Origin of the sequence: Paenibacillus sp. 1001270B_150601_E10, assembly GCF_015558675.1 — a bacterium.
Classification (GTDB): domain Bacteria; phylum Bacillota; class Bacilli; order Paenibacillales; family Paenibacillaceae; genus Paenibacillus_B.
This window is the reverse complement of record NZ_JADMOL010000003.1, coordinates 245761-263469: the sequence shown is the minus strand read 5'-3', so window position 1 is coordinate 263469 and position 17709 is coordinate 245761. Positions and strand designations below refer to the sequence as shown.

16 protein-coding genes and 1 riboswitch are annotated in these 17709 nt (G+C 48.0%); of the genes, 9 read left to right on the top strand and 7 right to left on the bottom strand.

All coding sequences use genetic code 11. The features are described from left to right. Window positions 1–97 precede the first annotated feature (97 nt). From I2H74_RS09815 to I2H74_RS09800, 4 genes are all read left to right on the top strand, one after another. Complete coding sequence (locus I2H74_RS09815) at window positions 98–2257, top strand: anthranilate synthase component I (RefSeq protein ID WP_195573780.1); 2160 nt, start codon at window positions 98–100, stop codon at window positions 2255–2257. A gap of 185 nt (window positions 2258–2442) precedes the next feature. Then, entirely contained in the window at window positions 2443–3564 is a 1122-nt protein-coding gene (locus I2H74_RS09810) for a delta-aminolevulinic acid dehydratase (RefSeq protein ID WP_195573779.1), read from the top strand. Window positions 3565–3615: 51 nt separating this feature from the next. After that, window positions 3616–4776 (top strand): glycosyltransferase family 4 protein, encoded by a 1161-nt coding sequence (locus I2H74_RS09805; RefSeq protein WP_195573778.1) that lies wholly within the window; start codon window positions 3616–3618, stop codon window positions 4774–4776. After that, the gene (locus I2H74_RS09800) at window positions 4757–6115 is read left to right on the top strand and encodes a PTS sugar transporter subunit IIC (RefSeq protein ID WP_195573777.1); all 1359 of its coding nucleotides are present in this window, start codon (window positions 4757–4759) and stop codon (window positions 6113–6115) included. The genes I2H74_RS09805 and I2H74_RS09800 overlap by 20 nt, the downstream gene beginning before the upstream one ends. Window positions 6116–6186: 71 nt before the next feature. Here I2H74_RS09800 and I2H74_RS09795 read toward each other — a convergent pair whose 3' ends face one another. The 7 genes from I2H74_RS09795 to I2H74_RS09765 all read right to left on the bottom strand — a co-directional run bounded on the left by I2H74_RS09795 (window position 6187) and on the right by I2H74_RS09765 (window position 12880). After that, window positions 6187–6720, bottom strand: coding sequence for an ADP-heptose synthase (locus I2H74_RS09795; protein ID WP_324254041.1), 534 nt, complete (start codon window positions 6718–6720; stop codon window positions 6187–6189). Window positions 6721–6807: 87 nt separating this feature from the next. Further along, entirely contained in the window at window positions 6808–7803 is a 996-nt protein-coding gene (locus I2H74_RS09790; RefSeq protein WP_195573776.1) for a polyprenyl synthetase family protein, read from the bottom strand. Then, window positions 7790–8272: an adenylate kinase and related kinase gene (locus I2H74_RS09785; protein WP_195573775.1), complete on the bottom strand. Its 483-nt coding sequence runs from the start codon at window positions 8270–8272 to the stop codon at window positions 7790–7792. Before I2H74_RS09785 ends, I2H74_RS09790 begins: the two co-directional genes overlap by 14 nt. Before the next feature lie 97 nt (window positions 8273–8369). Next, window positions 8370–10226, bottom strand: coding sequence for an NAD(P)/FAD-dependent oxidoreductase (locus tag I2H74_RS09780; protein ID WP_195573774.1), 1857 nt, complete (start codon window positions 10224–10226; stop codon window positions 8370–8372). 262 nt (window positions 10227–10488) lie between these two features. Then, complete coding sequence (locus tag I2H74_RS09775) at window positions 10489–11337, bottom strand: FMN-binding protein (protein ID WP_195573773.1); 849 nt, start codon at window positions 11335–11337, stop codon at window positions 10489–10491. Window positions 11338–11761: 424 nt separating this feature from the next. Then, a complete protein-coding gene (locus I2H74_RS09770) occupies window positions 11762–12502 on the bottom strand; it encodes a ZIP family metal transporter (RefSeq protein WP_195573772.1) in 741 nt (246 codons plus the stop codon). Between the two features lie 51 nt (window positions 12503–12553). Continuing rightward, entirely contained in the window at window positions 12554–12880 is a 327-nt protein-coding gene (locus I2H74_RS09765; RefSeq protein ID WP_195573771.1) for a DUF1722 domain-containing protein, read from the bottom strand. A gap of 360 nt (window positions 12881–13240) precedes the next feature. Continuing rightward, window positions 13241–13353: riboswitch (TPP riboswitch) on the top strand. A 318-nt stretch (window positions 13354–13671) separates the two neighbouring features. On the opposite strand from I2H74_RS09765, the gene I2H74_RS09760 reads away from it, so the two are divergent. The 5 genes from I2H74_RS09760 (at window position 13672) to I2H74_RS09740 (ending at window position 17689) form a co-directional block, all read left to right on the top strand. Continuing rightward, complete coding sequence (locus I2H74_RS09760; protein ID WP_195573770.1) at window positions 13672–14706, top strand: ABC transporter substrate-binding protein; 1035 nt, start codon at window positions 13672–13674, stop codon at window positions 14704–14706. A gap of 62 nt (window positions 14707–14768) precedes the next feature. Then, the gene (locus tag I2H74_RS09755) at window positions 14769–15062 is read left to right on the top strand and encodes a thiamine-binding protein (protein WP_195573769.1); all 294 of its coding nucleotides are present in this window, start codon (window positions 14769–14771) and stop codon (window positions 15060–15062) included. Further along, window positions 15059–15838, top strand: coding sequence for an ABC transporter permease (locus tag I2H74_RS09750; RefSeq protein WP_195573768.1), 780 nt, complete (start codon window positions 15059–15061; stop codon window positions 15836–15838). The genes I2H74_RS09755 and I2H74_RS09750 overlap by 4 nt, the downstream gene beginning before the upstream one ends. Window positions 15839–15915: 77 nt before the next feature. Continuing rightward, entirely contained in the window at window positions 15916–16686 is a 771-nt protein-coding gene (locus tag I2H74_RS09745) for an ABC transporter ATP-binding protein (protein WP_229106567.1), read from the top strand. A gap of 163 nt (window positions 16687–16849) precedes the next feature. Then, the gene (locus I2H74_RS09740; RefSeq protein ID WP_195573767.1) at window positions 16850–17689 is read left to right on the top strand and encodes a TatD family hydrolase; all 840 of its coding nucleotides are present in this window, start codon (window positions 16850–16852) and stop codon (window positions 17687–17689) included. Window positions 17690–17709: the final 20 nt, after the last annotated feature.

Sequence of the window (17709 nt, the reverse complement as noted above, 5' to 3'; positions counted from 1 at the left end):
CTGAGATGAGACAGGAGAGCGTAGTTAGATTTATATTTGTGTTCCCCACAAACCCTTTACCCCCCTGTTCTCCTCTGTCAAAACGGAGGTTAGAAAAATGAAGAGCATTTTGTCCCAACTGACGTATCATCCTGAAGAGCAGGAGTACACCACCCAAGGGAAAGTCGAGATCATTCGCGTCATTGCACCGCTACGAGAGGAATCCGCCGTTGACTCTATATTGGAACAGATCGATACGGCGAGAGGAGCTCTATATTCAAGCTCCTATGAATATCCAGGCCGATATTCGCGCTGGGACATGGGATTTGTTCACCCGCCGATACAGCTTAGGACCGTGGACAACCGCTTCTATATGGAAGCGCTGAATGCGCGCGGGGAAGTGATGATTCCCATCTTGCTTGAGGCTCTAGTTGAGCTTGATTCCATTGAGGTCTCTCTTCAGGGAAGCACGATTGAAGGAATCATTCATCGCACAGAAGGAACGTTTACGGAAGAAGAGAGAACATCTCAGCCTTCCATTTTCCAAGTGCTGCGCGCGCTTAAGAATTTGTTCTACGCACCTGAAGATTCCTTCTTAGGATTGTACGGTGCCTTTGGATACGACCTTGTATTCCAGCTCGAAGCGATTGCGTTTCGTCAGAAGCGTGATGCCGATTCCTCAGACTTGATTCTATATATTCCGGATGAAATTATAGTCGTGGACCACCAAATGTCATGTGCGTACCAGCTTTCGTATGAATTTACGAAGGACCAATATACAACAAGAGGCATGCCTAGAACGAAGACCTTTGTGGAGCCTACTAAGGCTTCTGAAGCAGAGCCTTTACAGTATGAATACAAGCCAGGCTACTATGCAGGTCTTGTCACGCAAGCAATCGAGGAGTTCAAGGCGGGCAATCTATTCGAGGTCGTGCCGTCCCAGACCTTATATGAAGCCTGTGTGGATGCTCCTTCGCGAATATTCCAGCGCTTGAAGAAGCTGAATCCTAGTCCCTATGGCTTTATCGTGAATTTAGGCGAAGAGATCCTAGTCGGCTCTTCTCCGGAAATGTATGTCCGTGTAGAGGAAAGTCGGGTAGAGACCTGTCCCATCTCCGGAACGATCCATCGAGGCAAGAATGCCATTGAGGACGCAGACAATATACGTACGCTGTTGAATTCCACCAAGGATGAAGCGGAGCTCACAATGTGCACGGATGTCGACCGCAATGATAAGTCACGCATTTGCGTGCCTGGTTCAGTCAAAGTCATTGGGCGCAGACAGCTTGAAATGTACTCTCACTTGATTCACACTGTTGACCATGTGGAGGGCTATTTGGAGCCTTCATTCGATGCGTTGGACGCATTCATGACCCATATGTGGGCTGTAACCATTACGGGGGCGCCGAAGCGTGCAGCGATTCAGTGGATCGAGAATCACGAGAGCTCGGATCGTAAGTGGTATGGCGGCGCTGTCGGGGTGTATGGTTTTGATGGACATTTGAATACCGGCTTAACGCTTAGAACGATTCGGATTAAGAATGGCATCGCAGAGATTAAGGTTGGAGCGACGCTGCATATTGATTCCGATCCTGCCTTAGAGGAGAAGGAAACGTTGACGAAGGCAGCCGCATTAGTCAAAGCGATTCGGGGCTTTGATGAAGCCGCTGAGTCCGTTACGGCGAATGAGCTTAGCGGACAGGGCAAGCGCATCCTAGTGGTGGACCATGAGGATTCGTTTGTGCATACACTAGGCAACTATTTTAGACAAACAGGAGCAGAGGTCGTGACTTATCGTTACGCTGCTGCTAGAGAGCAAATTCAGTCTGGCCGTTATGATCTGGTTGTCTTGTCTCCGGGTCCAGGTCGGCCTGAAGAGTTCGGGCTTCATGATACCATTGATCTCTGCCTCAAGCAGAAGGTGCCGGTATTCGGCGTATGTCTTGGACTTCAAGGCATCGTAGAATATTTTGGCGGGTCATTAGGCACGTTGTCTTACCCTATGCATGGCAAGAGCTCGAAGATTCAGCTTACGGAGGAATGTGAGCTATGGAAGGGGCTCGAGAAGGAAATTACGATCTCGCGCTACCATTCCCTGTATGCGAGCTCGGTACCGGATTGCTTGAAGGTTACGGCTGTTACGGAGGATGAAGTCGTGATGGCTATACGTCACAGGGAGCTTCCAATTACGGCTGTTCAGTTCCATCCAGAGTCCATTCTATCTGCTAGTCATGATGTCGGCATACGCATTATACGCAATGTCGTGGAGTCCATATAAAGCATAAGCGATCGCTTCTTCAGGTATGACGTCATATGGCGAATGCTGAAGAAGCGATCTTTATTATTACTTCATTAATTCCTTGTAAATCAACAGGAATAATAAAAAAAGACTTGTAATAATACTGGAATTAATTTATAAATATAACTGAAATATAAATTAAAGGAAAATGGAGGGAAACAAATATGGTAGGGTTATTAGATGCTTCAATCAAGCTTGAAGGAACGACAAGCAGAAGAATCATGAAGGAGTATGAGACCAAGGTGCTGCCTGAGCATTTTTCACAGCCGATCGACATCGATGTCACGCTGACTGGCAATCAGACCTCGGTCATGACCAACATGCCGCAGTATCCATTTCGATCCACAGAGAATGCCATTGCCTTTATCGAAGAACTATTGGCGCATGGAATCACCTCCGTTGTGCTGCGCATTCGCGGAAGCATATATGGACCGGATTATAAAGCAGCGATTCGGAGCCATAGCGAGGCCATTCGATTGATACGAGAACATTATCCGAAGGACAAGCTTGAGATTGTCGTTGATCCTTTCAGTATCGCTTTGAATAAGGACGGCACATGGGGAGTGAAAGACTCAGCAGGACAGCTGGATTATACCGACACTGCCGATGTGATTGAGCAGATTACGACGAGCTTTGCCAACAGCGGAATCGACAGCATCTTAACGTTAGGACGGATTGAGCATGAGGTGCTCCTTACAAGACAAGCTTTAGAGAAGATTCAGCGCACCGATATTAAGATCAGCTCCTTCTCTCAGAATTCGGAAACGAAGAACGCATACATTTATCTCGAACATACCCCCGACAAATTAGATACTGGTCAAAAGATCCTCGTAGGCAACTTCACCGAAATGAACATTCAGATGCTCACCGACGTTCTGGATGGCTCCAATTATGTCATTGTCAAACCACTTGAGAACTTCCAGCTGATCCTCATGGCTCAACTTCTACTAACCAATGAAAGCTTCCTATCCGACTATCTCCACTCGCCGCCCGTTCAAACCCTTCTTCGATTAAATGAAGCCACCTCACAAAAAGTCCATCGCATTCAAAAGCATATGCCGCAGTTTATGGAATTGACGAAGCAGGTGAAGGTTGGGGCGTATTCCGTCTCGGGGACCTACTATATGCAAAAGAAGATTGAGCAAGAAAAGAGCGAGCGCTTTGCCTACAATGTCGTTGAGGAATCACTCGTAAATGCATTGTCTTCTGCAGGAGATTCGATCTATCGCATCATTGACCGGAATGCTTTGTGGTTTGTGAAGCAGCAGCGTTCGTTTAAAGTGTAATGAAGGATCATTTTATAGAATAACGGAAATTCCTGATAGAGGAGGAGCAGGATGAGAATTATGGGGTTGTCCTCATCGGAAACCGAGTATACCACGCAAACGACGGGTGTGGGAGGCGCGATGCATTACTTTTTTAAGGAGTTGGGCAAACGAGCTGAGTTGGTCGAGCTCTATCAGCCGAGGCCGCACCTCTTATCTCGAGCGTATTCCTTGCTAAGCACCTATCAAATAGGGAATAAAGAATGGAAGCGAGCCTACAAGCGTCATGGCGCCTTGTTCCGGGCGAAGAGCCGGATTTGCCGCAAACATTTGGAGCAAAGGGCAGTGAGTTTTGATCTTATTTTCCAGTGGCAGTTCTTCTTCTCACCCACGGATCAATACCCGAGCATTGCCCCGTATTGCCTATACAACGACTGGACAACGAAGCTGAATGAACGAGAATATCCGCATTGGGTCATTCCGAAGATTCGCAAGGAGATTAATGAGCTCCAGACGAAAATGCTGCAGCAAGCCGCTTATGTATTTGCCTTTACCGATAAGGTGCGCATGTCGTACATCCATGACTATGGGGTGCATCCTGACCGAGCGGTAACGGTATGGGGTGGGATCAATATGGACACGGTTCCTGAGCGTATCCATAAGGCTTATGGCAGCCATCACATCCTGTTCGTTGGCAACAATTATTCAGCCAAGGGACTCGATACATTGCTGCAGGCCATGCCTATCATTAAGGAGCGGTTTCCGGGAGCGAAGGCCACGATAGTCGGTAATCCCGTTGGCCATCCGATGCCGCCTGTGCCAAGCGTAGTGTACAAAGGCATTGTGCAGTCCAAAGATCAGATGGATGCCTTATACCGTCAAGCAGACCTCTTTGTGCTGCCTACACGTTCCGAGACCTTCGGCCATGTCTTTGCTGAAGCGATGGCTTATCAACTTCCATGTATCGGTACTCTAACAGGTGGAGTGCCTGAGGTTATTGATGACGGAAGGACAGGCTTACTGCTTCAACGAGACGATGTCAGTCAGCTTGTGCAGCACATCACCCATTTGTTTGAGCATCCTGACCGTATGCAGCGTATGGGCGACAAAGGGTATGACAAAGCGATATCCAAGTTCACATGGGAGAAGGTTGTGGATCGGATGGAGCCTTACTTGTACGAGGCTGCCTCTTATAAGGCGAGGAATACTCCAGATGCCAAAATATCTTCCTAAGGGGGAATCACCCATTCAACCCCTGTCTCTATCAACCAGAATAAAAAATAGCGTTGCTGCATGGGCAGACAACCCTTATATCCTATCGATCCGGGATAGTGTCATGCTGACGATTCCTCTTTTTATGATTGGCTCTCTTTTTCTGATCTTTTCAAGCCTGCCTATACCTGGCTATGAGCAGTGGATGTCGAGCCTATTCGGCAGCGAATGGAAGACAGCATTGATGATTCCGATCCATGCCACCTACGGCATCTCCGCGCTTGTGATCAGCTTTGGTGTCGCCTATCGGCTTGGAGAGAGGGCAGAGCTTGATGCAGTGCTGTGCGGTGTTCTGAGTCTCGTGTCCTTTTTCATGCTAACGCCAGATTATACGCAATTGGTCATTCAGCAAGCAGAGGTTCGAATCGACGGGGTTATCTCGACCACGTATTTAGGAAGCAAAGGGATATTCGTCGGAATCCTCGTGGCGCTGGTTTCCTTCAAATTCGTCCAACTCCTTGCAAAAAGAAAAGCGCTTATCTCGCTTCCTTCACAGGTACCTGCTGTTGTTGCCCGTTCCTTGTCTGCTTTAATACCAGTGCTCGTCGTCATTCTGTTTTTCTTCCTCGTCCGAGTCGGAATCGAGTGGGGAGGCTACAAGGATTTGTTTGATATTGTATCCCGGCTCCTAGCTGAGCCCTTGAAACAAGCTGCGGGGTCCATCGGCGGGGTTGTAGTTATTGTTCTCGTGATGCAGCTGTTCTGGCTACTTGGCATTCACGGCGGAGCACTTATAGGCGCATTTGTCGTCCCCGTATGGATTACACTCATGGATGAGAATCGGATGTTTTACACAAATCATCCCGATTTGACGCCGCCTCATATTGTGACACAGCAATTTTTCGATGTGTGGATTGCAATCGGTGGTGCGGGCTCCTTGCTGGCACTAGTGGTGCTGATGAATGTATTTGCGGTCAGCAAGCAGGCTCGAGTGATGGGGAAGGTATCCCTGCTTCCCGCCATATTTAACATTAGCGAGCCTATCATTTACAGCATTCCCATCGTCTTGAACCCAAGACTAGGAATCCCTTTCATTCTCACACCGATAGTCACAGCAGTCGTCACATACTATGCCATGTCATGGGGATGGGTTGCTCGTCCTGTCGGGATTGCAATTCCTTGGACAATGCCAATCGGCATCAGCGGATTTTTAGCAACTGGCGGTAAGATATCCGGGGCGGTTATGCAATTGGTGAATGTATTGATAGCTTTCCTTTTGTACTACCCATTCTTTAAGCAGTGGGATAAAAGCAGCCAACGTGAGGAAATACCTGAGGAAGGTCTCGCAGCTGCGCACTAGAATGGCCTGATAAAAAAAGAGACAGCCCCTTAAACTCATCGATAGGATGAAAAAGGGACTGTCTCTTTTTATTAAGGTTTGCCTAGCCGATAATGATCGGTCTCCAGATCATGCTCGACAGCATATTCAAAGTCATCCACATCATAGACCGGAACAGGGACTTCGTGTTCAATGAGCCGACTAATAAACTCGAATTGATCGGTTAACAGCGGAGCTTGCTCCCGAATGCTCGTTAAGATCAATTCCGTTTCAATAGGGTCAAAGAGCTCCCCGTACTGCATATTGTCCATCGCATTGATCACGATACAGCTCGCATTTGACTCTAACAGGAGAGGCTGACTGCTCTTCCATGGCTGAGAAAGCGCCCGTTTGATCTTTTTATCATTCAGATCGCTTTCGAAATAATCAAGCAGCTCATGGATATAACGCTGTGCGAGCTGATCTTCCTCTGGTTCCGGCATAACCCGCTCTCCGCTCTCGCGTATTTCATATAGCTCCATGATCGAAGTATACGGAATGATATACTGTACCGGCTGCTTGGGATCAAGCAGGTGGCCGTATATCGCGAGCATAATGGCTTCAATAACAAATCGACGAGGCTGCACCGTCCATCCTCCTTTTGAACAACAAATGCATCGTGACAGGTATTCCCATCATACCATTCTGCTGAACGTCATGAAAGTGGATGGGATCTAATACGTTCGTTCTTCAAAATAACGCCACAGCGTTTGCAGGTCTCGATGTGCAGGATAATCCGCCAGCTCTTCGGACAGATTCCAAGCTTTTTGCATAAAGGCATGACTCATATCCAGTGCCTCCGCCAGCGCCCCACTATCCCGGATAAGCCCAACCGCCTCATCAAAGGCTTCGATCGGTGATTCCTCTGTCAAGGTGATAAGGTGCTTGCGGATATACGGATCCTCCTTTGCGATCATAGCTGGAAGGGTTACCTGTCCATTTCGAAGATCGGCACCAGCCGGCTTACCAAGCGTATCTGCCGTCTGCATGTAATCGAGCACATCATCTCGTACCTGGAAGGCCATCCCTAAGTAATCGCCGAACTCATATAAGGCATCCGCCACTTCAAGGTCTGCCATGCCTGCTCTTGCGCCTACCTGCAGGGAAGCGGCCATCAAGAGGGCCGTCTTATTGCGCGTCTTCTCCCAATATTGTTCCAACGTAATATTGAAATTATAACGCTGTTCCATCTGCTGATATTCCCCAAGACAGAGCTGGGTTGTTGTAACCGATGTAAGATCTTGAATGTAATTCTCAAGCTCAGTGCCTTGGCCGGTGAGCAGCTCAATGACACGGCAGGTGATGTAATTGCCGATGTATACCGCGGTTTTGGTTCCAACCTTGCGATGAAGCGCAGGCTGCCCGCGCCGTGTGTCAGCTTGATCTAGGATGTCGTCATGGATCAGGGAAGCGGCATGAATGAATTCGCACACAGCTGCTAATTTGTATACATCCCGATTTTCTGGGTCATCCCCGAATCTGCTGCCGACGATCACCATTAGGGGCCGTAAGCGTTTGCCGCCAGCTCGAATGAGATCAAGCACGCTCGTTGCGACGATCGATCGTGAAGCAAGGTCTTGATCATAGGTTATGATGCGTTCTAGGTCTCGATTCACACGTTCAAGCGAAATGTGCAATTGATCGGGCAATGAAACATTAGATAACGTCATAGGTCACCTGCTTATAACGCTGCGTAGAGGCGTAACGTCTAGAGTATCGCTTGGCAACAAATCGAGTCAGCCTCTGATGAAGCTGGGACATTGCGGATCTTGAACCTTCCGCAAGACGAATCTGGATGAGCTTATTTGTACGTGCTAAGTCGCTAACAAGGTCTACGAAACCATGTCGCACCGCGAACTGCAAATAGAAGCTCATAAGGAAGTCTCCATCCAATACGGCTCGTCCTGCGACCTCTGCATGCGCAGGCAAACCATCATGGGAACGATAAGCCTTAAGCAGCAGCCAATAGCATCCGAGAATGATGCGCCGCTCTTCCGGTTCCATATCGTAATCCAACAGCAGCTCGGCCATATCGCGAAGACTAGGCTCGTCTTCTCCTGCCGTTAGATGGAGTCCAGCTTGCTGTGGGAGCTCATGATTCAATAATTGATTTGTCTCTTGCATGAGGTTCTGGTTCATAGAAACACCCCGCTTCCCTGTACAAATAAGTAAAGTAATGTGCAGCATGTACACATTACTTTACGTTTATAGAAACACATCTATTCTTATTTACGCATTAGTCCGTATAAAGGTACCATTTTTTCACGAACGGAATCTTCTTCCAGACACGTTTCATATGAGGGTACAAGTAGTAGTCGAGACCAAGCGTGCTTCCGGAACCACCGATCAATGCGCATGCACCGAAGAAGTACCAGAGCATTTCATATCCCGCCATACCGGACATATAGATCATAACGCCCATCGCCATTGTCGCAAGGGAAGAAAGAGCCGTGAACAAACCAAGAATCAACATTGCACCGAATACCAATTCAGCAACAACCATAGCGGTTTGGAAGAAGTGCGCAAGAGCTGTGAAGCCGCCGTCGCTGGTATAGAAGAACGTATCCATGGACCAGTTAACCATGCTCTTAAGGAAATCAGGAACTGGAAGAGCAGGACCGAATGCTTCAGCAGCGCCTTCAGCAGCTTGGGAAGCACTTGTTGCAGCATCAGCAACAGAAGCACCTGATGTTCCGTCTGCTACAGGAGCAGGGATCAAGAAGATCTTGGACGGATCAGCAAGAATTTTCTGCATCTTGTCTATACCTTCAAGGAACCATTTACCACCGACAAAGATACGAAGTGGTACAAGCCAGATGTTCGGAGAACGCATAGCCAAGTGTCCGCCAACGAAGCTGCGGTTGTTCTTCACACGGAAGAACTCATGAATCTTGTAAGTCCACACTTTATGGAAGCCAAGCACTTGAATGAAATACACCATGTTAATCAGGTGCTTGAACAGCATTGCTAAGAAACCAGAGCAGTTGAACATCTTGCCAGGAAGACCGACAGATGCTACACCATAACGACCGCCGATACATACCATCGTTCCGTGGAAGGTTGGTTTGTATGACTTATGTTTGCCATTCTTGATGTCTGCTACGATGTTGTGAGCGATAACGCCTGCAGACAGCTCAGCATTTTCAACCATCTGAGGAATCGGACGCTCTTCACCTTCAGGAATATAGAAGATGTTGTCGCCGACAACATATACATTTTCATGATCAACGGATTGAAGCTTATCATTCGTTACAATACGCTTGCGTCCATTTTGTTGAACGTCAAGGTTGCCTACGAGGTCAGAACCTTCAACACCTGCTGTCCATACGATCGTAGCGGCTTTAACGTCGCCTTTATCGCCAAGAACAACAGAATTTTCTGTAACGCCAGTGATCTTCGCGCTAGTAATCATTTCAACGTTCATCTTGCGAAGGTACTTAGCTGCTTTTTGAATCAATTTATCAGGAAGGATTGGAAGAATCTTAGGTGCCATATCGGCAACAACCAAGCGAACTTCATTTTCATCGATATGGAACTCATGGCAGAGTTCTGCACGATATTCTGCGATCTCACCGATCAACTCCACACCTGTAAAGCCCGCGCCCACGACAACGAAAGTAAGAAGCTCTTTACGGCGCTCTGCATCAGGTGTTTTGGATGCTTGCAAGAACATGTCGCGAATTTGACGCTTCAATTTCACGGCATCTTCATAGGACCAAAACGAGAATGAATTCTCTTCAGCACCAGGGATGCCAAAGAAGGAAGGCTTACAACCTGTACCAACTACGAGATAATCGTAATCATAGGATTTGTGGTTACCTTTAAGGGACTGACCGTCAAAGTCGATACTTGTGATCTCATCCAGCACAACATCTACTTTACGTCCAGCAAAGATTTGCTTCAAATCCATTTTAATAGCTTCTTCGTCGACGCGGCATGCTGCCACTTCGTGCAATTCCGTCAACATCGTATGATAAGGTTTGCGGTCTATGAGGGAAATGCTTACGTCCTTTTCATTGCTAAGACGCTTTGCAAGCTTCTTCGCCGTCAGCACACCGCCATAACCGCCGCCCAATACAACGATCTTTTTCATGGCTTGGATTCACCCCTGATAAAATAATAATAAAATTATCATCAAACCTATTGCAGGTTTTAATGTCACCATATAAACAATGGGGCTCCGGGGCAAAAAAGTCTGTGATGATTTTCACAGGTGGTAAGTCATTACCGGTATATTCTTGCTTCGGAGCCGCCAATGTTCTTTATATCGCTCGATAGCGTTCATTTTCTTATCTTTAACGCGATTACGAACAACTTTTGAAACTAAATCGTACGAGAGTACTCAAGGGCAAAGATTACTTCGCGCCTTGAAGAGCTTCTTCAGCCAATTTCACAAAGCCGTTAACGTGGATGGATACGCCAGATACAGCATCTGTTGTGCCATCTTCTTTAACGCCAAGTTGAGCTGGATCTTGTTTCTCGATCAAAGCAGCTTCCATATTGTTAGCTTGCTCATGCCAGTTCATGCCGTATGTTCCAGCTGCAGCTTGCTCTTTCTTAGAAGCGCCCTCTTTGTTTACGTTATCCCAGTTTACCGCAACGATTTGTCCGTCGAATACGGTAACGTTGATTGTTTCTTTCCAGCCTTGATCATCGAAGTCTTTGCCTTCAGCTTTGTAAGCACCGTCTTTGTAAGCACCTTTTTCTACAGGGCCAGCAGCAAGCGCTTGTTCAGCTAGCTTCACGAAGTCACCAACATGAATGGATACGCCGGAGACTGCATCCGTTTTACCTTCGTCAGTTACTTCGATTTTCTTAGGATCTTGCTTTTCAATCAATGTATCTTCCATCAGCTTCGCTTGCTCATGCCATTCAGAAGAAGCTCCGCCTTTTTTCATGCCATATTCACCGGAGATGGATTGTTGTTTCTTTGTATCTCCAGCTGTTTTTGTATTAGCTGCATCCCAGTTCACAGCTGTAATTTTGCCATCTTTAACGTCAAGCTGAACCATGTACATCCAGCCGTTGTCGTCAGGCGTACCTTTTGCAAAGTAGTTACCATCTGCGTATTGTCCTTGCTCAGTGCCAGTGGAAGGCTGCTCCGTAGAGGTAGAAGGGCTTTCTGCGTTGTCTTTTGCACCGCAACCTACCAATAGGCCAAATGCCATCATTGCCGCTACAAGCAATGCTAAATTCTTTTTCATCTCAACCACACCTTCTCTAATTTTTGAGTATTAAGCTTGAAACTGAGTTAAATCTTATTTGTGAAAATTTTATCTAACTCGTTGCAAATACATTGTAACACTTTAATACAATCTTTCAAGAGTCTTTGTCTGGTAAATCGAAGGGAAAGCGCTTATCTGTAAAAGTGTTCTCAAATTTATCATATTTTATTGAGAATCATGCCTCGCAGAAGCGTTGATCTATGGTATATAGGTCTTCCATTTAAGAAAAATATCGGGTTAAACCATAGGATGACCTGCAATTCCCCCATTCATGCAATAGTTGGGCGCCAGCAGTCTCAGTTTGCATAACCAAAAAGGAAAGGAGCTCTTCCTATATAAATAGGAGAGCATCCTTATTGTCTTTTACTGATTATTCAATACAAACTTGCTCCCTTAAAATACTTTAGATCAAGTTCGATAAAGCCAACATCGTGATGAGCCCAAGCACAAACGATACCGTAGCAGCTCGTTGAAAGCCATGACCGTGGCTCTCAGGAATAAGCTCTTTATAGACAATAAACATCATTGCGCCCGCGGCGAAGGCAAGGCCGTATGGAACAAGATTATCGATCATGCTGCTTAAGTAAAATCCAAGGAGGCTCGTTACGATCTCTACAACCCCGGTCAGGGTTGCGATGCCAAGCGCCTTCCACCTGTTCACCTGCTGATTAACGAGGAACAAGGCAACGAGGAAACCCTCAGGCGCATTCTGCAGGCCTATGGAAAAGGCGATCAATGGCCCTAAGGCGTCATTGGAGCTTGCATAGCTTACCCCGACGGATAAACCTTCCGGAAGGTTATGCAGTATAATGGCCGCAATAATGAGAAAGGCCTGTTTATCAATGTTCAGGTTAAAAAGATGCCGAGCATTCGGATCCTCAAGATCCATATGCGGAACTTTGTGCTCAAGAAACAAGAGCGTAAGCGTGCCTAGCAATAGCCCCAATGCTACGACCAGCACATTGGACTGCGCAAGCGCTTCTGGAATCAGGCTAAGCATCGAAGCGGAAGTCATAATGCCTGCTGTGTAAGCAAGCAGGATATCGCGCCATCGATGTGACAGATGCTTCATAAACAAAATAGGAATGGCGCCAAGCCCTGTCGATAGGGCGGAAATGGTGCTTCCGATTAACACGTCGGTCATAGGTGTCGGTTCATCCTTTGCGTTAGCATATAATGTTGGCTTAGTAACACATCAAAGGTTACGTAATGCGTCAAATCCTGCCTCAAAGGTCCGCGATAAGTAGGCAACCTGATAAATATCGGATAAGCCCTTGATAAATGTTAGAATGTGAACGGCATTATAGGGAAGAGGATTCTTATTTGCATAAGAAGCACCAGCAGGTGAATCGCCAGACGATACGCTTTCTATCCACTGATCCCACCGTTCCCTGAAGCGCGTGCACTCTTCAGCGCTTGCTTGTTTGCTAATATACCCCCACATATGCTCCATTGATGTACGAAGGCCAGCGAGTGTATAGGGAAGATGCATCGTATCTTTAAGCAGGTTCTGTATGTTCACGTAGTCCTCTATTGATGTTGCTTGGCTGAACGCCCTAGAGGTTTTTTTGTACAGTCATAACCTCTGGCCATAACATCATATTTTAGAGCTGCCCATAGCTGTTCAGTCTGTTGACGAATGAGCTTAAGCTGCCGAATCATAGAAGCAGATTGAGGTTCCAAGACAGGCATCCTCCATCTCCATGGTATGTACAAAGAACGTTGATAAAGCAAGAATGATATCGGTCAACTGAAACATTTCCGAATCATCATACCATGAGTAGCCTTTACTGACCAGTCATGAAATCAAGTTGAAGATACTGGACATTCTGGGACTCTGGGGCTATAATTACGGGTGTTACAGCAATAACCGATAACTTGAATAGCACGCTAGGGGAGCTGGAATATGGCTGGCTGAGATTGTATCCCATGAAGATACCGACCCTTCACCTGATCTGGGTAATGCCAGCGTAGGAAAGACGTCATATCGAGGCATAAGGCTGAAGGCACTTCTCGTTATGGACTATTATTTGCTTCATCTTATAGACGCAAGTCTGTGAGGAGCAGCATTTGGAGAAGTCTATACATAAGCGCCCTTGTCAGCATGACCTTATGTACTTCATACGCAAGCGCACAGCGTCCCATTCGGGGCGCTTTTTTTGTGTGCAGTTATGCGCAGTACAGGGTTCATCTTCGGTGTCCGGGGGGAATACCAAGATTAAATGATGCTTATGATCAAGATCATGAGTCGAACACGCGCAAGTCGTGGATTCAAAGTCATTATCGGGAAGACACTAGAGGAGGATATAGAAGATGCAGCACACAAGCAACACAAGATGGAAACAAGCCATCCTGCTTACGATCATCATGTTGATGACCGTAGCATTAGCAGCCTGCGGCCAAGACAGCAAGGGAAAACAAGCGGGAGATACCCCTAATGCGAAAGAGCCTCGTTCCGTAAAAGTCGTGCTGGACTGGACGCCGAATACGAATCATACAGGTCTGTATGCTGCTGAGGCAGAGGGTTACTTTAAAGAAGCAGGACTTGATGTTGAGATTATTCAGCCGGCTACGGGCGGATCCGATGCGATGATCGCATCTGGTGAAGCGTCGTTTGGCATTACGGTACAAGAGAATATTACGCAGGCTCGTTCGCAAGGAGTGCCCATTGTGTCCTTAGCGGCAATCATTCAGCATAATACGTCTGGATTTGCAGCTCCAAAGAGCAAAAATATCAAATCGCCAAAAGATTTTGAAGGCAAGACATACGGCGGCTGGGGTTCGCCCGTTGAAGAGGCCGTGATTCGCACGATTATGAAAAATCAAAATGCGGACTTCGACAAAGTGAAAAACGTCAACATGGGGAATGCGGACTTCTTCACAGCGGTGAAAAAGGATATCGATTTTGCGTGGATCTTCTATGCATGGACAGGAATCGAGGCTGAGCTTCGTGGTGAGCCGATTGACATGATCTATGTGAATGAGTCTTCCGATGCGCTCGATTATTACACGCCAGTGCTTGCTACCAGCGAGAAGATGATTGCGGAGGATCCTGAGCTTGTGAAGGCATTTGTCGGTGCCGTATCTAAAGGCTATCAGTTTGCCATCGAACATCCGGAAGAGGCTGCTGACCACTTGCTCAAGGCTGTTCCAGACTTGGATAAAGACCTTGTGCAGGCTTCACAGAAATGGTTAAGCCCTAAGTATCAAGACGATGCGCCGCGCTGGGGTGAGCAAAAGCGCGAAGTATGGGGTAACTATGCGAAGTGGCTGGTGGACAACAAGCTGATGGATAAGGAAATCGATGTAGATAAAGCCTTTACGAATGAGTTTTTGCCTCAGGGATAACCCTTTTCTTAGATTAGTCGGAACGTTAAAGGAACATATAGTAGATGAGGAGAGAGACAACCATGGCGAACAGTTTAGTTAGCATTCAAATCATTCCGAAGACAAAGAACGGCGAGGATACCATTCCTTTTGTTGACCGTGCCATCGAGGTTATTCAGCAGTCGGGCGTGAAGTACCAGGTGAATCCGCTGGAGACGACAATGGAAGGCGAGCTTAGCGAGCTCATGAGCATTATCGAGCGCATGAATGAGGCCGTTATGAAAATGGGCTGCATCAGCATCATTTCGCAAGTGAAAATCTGCTATAAGCCGGAAGGCATCACGATGGATGGCTTAACGGAGAAATATCGCCCATGAGCCGTCGACGTTGGTCACAAGCAGGACCGCCCCTTGTGGCAGTCCTGCTTCTTCTTATCTTATGGCAGACGGCTGTGATGGTGTTTCATGTGGATAAATGGATGCTGCCTGGTCCGATCGATATTATACGGGAAGCGGCCTCTTCGATTCCTGTGCTGCTTTCGCATACTTGGGCGACGCTGAAGCTGACCTTGCTTGGATTTGGCTTTGGAGCGGCCTTCGGTCTTCTCGTTGCGATGCTGCTTCATCCCATTCCGATCGTGAAGCGGGCAATCTATCCCTTAATCATCGTCAGTCAGAATATTCCGACGATCGCACTGCTTCCGCTTCTTATGATCTGGTTCGGCTTTGGCTTAATGCCGAAGATCGTCGTGATAACACTCGTCTGCTTCTTCCCAATCTCCATTGCAGCAATGGATGGGCTTATGCAGACGGATCGAACCATGCTGCACTATATGCGCATGGCAGGTGCGACAAGATCGCAGCTCTTCTGGAAGCTGGAGCTGCCGCATGCGCTCCCTTCCGTATTCTCCGGGCTTAAGATCGCCGCGACTTATAGCGTCATGAGTGCGATCGTCGCGGAGTGGCTTGGAACCGACAAGGGCATCGGCTATTATATGGTGCTCCAGAAGGCCGCGTTCCGAACCGATCGCATGTTTGTCGCTATCGCTATTGTTGTGCTGCTGAGCATCGCGATGTTTACCTTGGTGCAGCTTATTGAGCGCCGGGTCGTACACTGGCAGCAATCCTCGAAATCGGAGAACGACGCATCGTAAGGAGGAGGACCATGAACGGTATACCGCTTGAACAATCAACACAGACACAGTCGATGGCTGTGAGCCATCATTCCGAGATGGCGCTGCAGCTATCGGAAGTAAGCAAGTCCTTCTCCAATGGACAAGGCGGAACGAGCGTTCACGTGCTCGACCAGATCTCATTGGACGTGAAGAAGGGTGAGTTTGTATCAATTATAGGCCCCTCAGGCTCTGGAAAAAGCACGCTGTTTCACCTGATTGGCGGCTTAATCAAGCCTGATCAGGGAACCATCTCGATCCATGACCAGATCGTGACGGGAGAGACGGGGCATGTCAGCTATATGCCGCAGCAGCCGGCACTGTTTCCTTGGCGCACGATTCAGGACAATGTCATTCTTGCGCAGGAGCTGACCGGCAGAAGCAAAAAGGAGCTCCGCAGCGAAGCGGCCAGCTGGCTTGAGAAGGCAGGGCTCAAGGGCTATGAGAATGCCTATCCGCATATGCTGTCGGGCGGCATGCAGCAGCGCGCTGCTTTCGTGCGCGCCATGATGAGCCCGCATGAGCTGATGCTTCTCGATGAGCCGTTCAGCGCCTTGGATGCGCTGACGAGAAGCGAGATGCAGCGCTGGCTGCTTGCGCAGTGGGAGGAGTATCGCCGCTCGGTGCTGTTTGTTACCCACAGCATTGAGGAAGCACTCTTGCTCTCAGACAGCATCTACGTGCTGAGCCACCGCCCAGCCCGTGTGATCGAGCGGGTACAGGTACCATTCCCGCGTCCAAGGCGCGAGGAGCTGACACGAAGCACTGAATTTGTAGAGCTGAAGCATCATCTCTCAAGCCTGCTGAAGCAGGAGCAGGGGCAGGGCTGAGAAAAGCGCTGTCCAAGAAACTGGGATTGAGGATGTTCGAAGCCATTAAGCTAAAGAATAGAAGTTTATAGAGAGAGTTCTTGAGGCTCTTTTGTAAGTGATGCGGGCCAACAGAAGAATGGAAGATATGACAAGGATACCGTTCTGAAAGGTTCTGAATACCATGAGCAATCAAGCAAGACCTAAGAAAGCTTGGAAGAGAGATATCATTGAGGGCGTGCGGTACGTGGATTCGCATATTCACTTGGATCAATATTCCAATGAACAGAGAGCAGCGATCATGCAATCGATGCGTGACTATCAGATTACACATCTCGTAGCAGTATCTATGAATCAGGACTCCTGCATCGCGAACGAAGCTTTGGCAGAGGCTCATCCTGATAGGATCATACCTGCCTATGGCTTGCATCCTGAGCAGCCTCCTGCGTCTGAAGAGGAGCTTCAAAGTCTGCTGTCCTGGATGGATGAGCGCAAGACTTCGATTCGGGCAATAGGTGAGGTAGGCTTGCCCTATTATCTGCGAGAAGAAACGGAGCAGGAAGGAAAGAGGTTTGATCTCGCTCCCTATGAGGAACAGCTGATTCCTTTTATGGAGCGTGCTGTGAAATGGGACGTTCCGATCATCCTGCATGCGGTGTATGACGATGCCACGCGCGTATGCGACATGCTGGAGCGCTGGAATGTTCGCAAAGCACACTTCCATTGGTTCAAGGGAGATGCAAAGACCATTGAGCGAATGGCCGAGAACGGCTATTATGTCTCCTTTACGCCAGATATAGCGTATGAGAAAGAGATTCGGACGCTGGCGCGTCTATATCCGGTCAAGCAGGTCATGAGCGAGACGGATGGCCCATGGCCGTTTGAAGGCTCCTTTGCAGGGAGCATGACGGAGCCTGCTATGGTGGCGTCAGTTGTTCACAAGTGGAGCGAGCTGCATCAGATGGACCCAGTGGAAGCCGCAGAGCTCTTGTGGGCGAATGCGAGCCGCTTGTATGGCTGGTAGCGCGCAAAGTACGCTGAATG